Here is a 1,575-nt window from a genome sequence, read left to right on the forward strand (position 1 = left end):
AAATGGATTTTACTTCCTATTATTCAAGTAGTTACGGTGATTTCCCAGAAACCGGCTTGCCCAGAAACCGCGCATGCTCACTAATAAACTGTTACATGCCTAGCTCTGAGGTTATATGCAAGAATTAGTTGAACAGTTAGTGAAGCAAAAGAGAGAGGGTGATTGGTGGGACTTTAAAAAACAACACCATTCAAACCTTCATGATCTTCTTCATGATCTTTTATGTTTGGCAAATATCATCTATGACGGCGACCGTTTTATCATATTTGGAGTGAGTGACGATTATGAAATAACCGGCCTGAGCGAAAACGATGTGCGCTATACACAGGCGGATATTTTTAATTTCTTGAGAACTAAGAGTTTTGCATACCACAAAATACCAAATGTAAAATTGGACTCGATTCTAATTGATGGGAAAGAATTGGATGTTCTTACAATAAGAAATGAGGATCATAAGCCTTATTTCTTGACCAGGGATGAGACCAAGCAAAGAACTACAGTCCGTGCTGGCACAGTATACTCTCGTATGGGTGATTCAAATACACCAAAGGATGGAAGTGCAAACCCCTATGAGGTTGAAGCCATGTGGCGTCAACGGTTCGGCTTGGATAAGAAGGCTTCCGAACGTTTTATTAATGTGCTGGTAGATTTCAAAAATTGGAAATATGATGGTATCAGTAAGGCTTTCTACGATATTGACCCAGATTACACGATAGAGATAGGTGGTGACGAAGGCTCTGGAGGGAAGTACTGGTGGGAAGAGGGGTTGTTTGAAAAGCCTGATCGGTTTTACTACCACCTCAAGTACAAAGGCGTTGAGTTACATAAATTACTGGTAGTGAGGTTTAGAAGTGAAAATCTCCAAATTCCGTTTCCAAATATTGAATTTATAACCTATCCGGAAAAGAACGATGGTTGTGAAACAGAGGTATATTGTGACCTGTTCTACTACCTAGAAAATACAATAGAGTATAGCTTGTTTAAGCACATTAGAGCGCTGGAGGTTTCTGAGGTAACGAGCAAATCATTCTCTACGCCGATAGAGACACAAATAAAGCCTCGAACCATTGAATTACCTTTTTTAATTTTGGATTCAGAAGAAAGACTAAAAATAGTCTGCAAAAAGTTAGTTGATAACTATGATAGTTTTCTTAAAGTAAAAAATAAATATGACGACATCAAATCCTCAAGTAACGAAATGCAAAAACGATATGCCACTGAGCGGCTATTCACCGAATGGGCGTACAATGTCGTTCACGAAAACAGCATGTAACAAGGCATGTTGTCGGACTGGTTGATCTTGCCCCGCTCTAACGGACACCTTTTTACACAATAAAAGGTGCCCAATGCCAGCCTATAAAAACCAGAAAAAGACCAAGCAATATTCGCTCGAATTCAAGCGATCAGCGGTTGAGATGAGTTTGGAAGAAGATGTTCAGGTGCAGGAAGTTGCCGCTCGTTTGGACATTGATCATTCCTTGATCTGATGTGTATGCATATCCAGTATGATTGAAAGTTTGCCCCAATCAATGCGCGCTTTTTCAGAATCCTTGCGCGCTTTCCCGGACGTTGTTA

General features: G+C 40.1%; 2 protein-coding genes. Both read left to right on the forward strand.

Features of this window, described 5'->3' with window-relative positions:
- The first annotated feature begins 115 nt into the window (after window positions 1-115).
- Window positions 116-1,273, forward strand: coding sequence for a helix-turn-helix domain-containing protein (locus tag Q8W24_RS16740; RefSeq protein ID WP_305476032.1), 1,158 nt, complete (start codon window positions 116-118; stop codon window positions 1,271-1,273).
- 73 nt (window positions 1,274-1,346) lie between these two features.
- Window positions 1,347-1,487: a transposase gene (locus Q8W24_RS16960; RefSeq protein WP_370693342.1), complete on the forward strand. Its 141-nt coding sequence runs from the start codon at window positions 1,347-1,349 to the stop codon at window positions 1,485-1,487.
- Window positions 1,488-1,575: the final 88 nt, after the last annotated feature.

The sequence above is a fragment of the Oceanobacter sp. 4_MG-2023 genome, assembly GCF_030689165.1.
In the GTDB taxonomy this organism is placed as follows: Bacteria; Pseudomonadota; Gammaproteobacteria; order Pseudomonadales; family Oceanobacteraceae; genus Oceanobacter.

Coding starts and splice junctions, on each gene's coding strand:
- Q8W24_RS16740 (WP_305476032.1), top strand. CDS start 116: ATGCAAGAATTAGTTGAACAGTTAGTGAAGCAAAAGAGAGAGGGTGAT.
- Q8W24_RS16960 (WP_370693342.1), top strand. CDS start 1,347: ATGCCAGCCTATAAAAACCAGAAAAAGACCAAGCAATATTCGCTCGAA.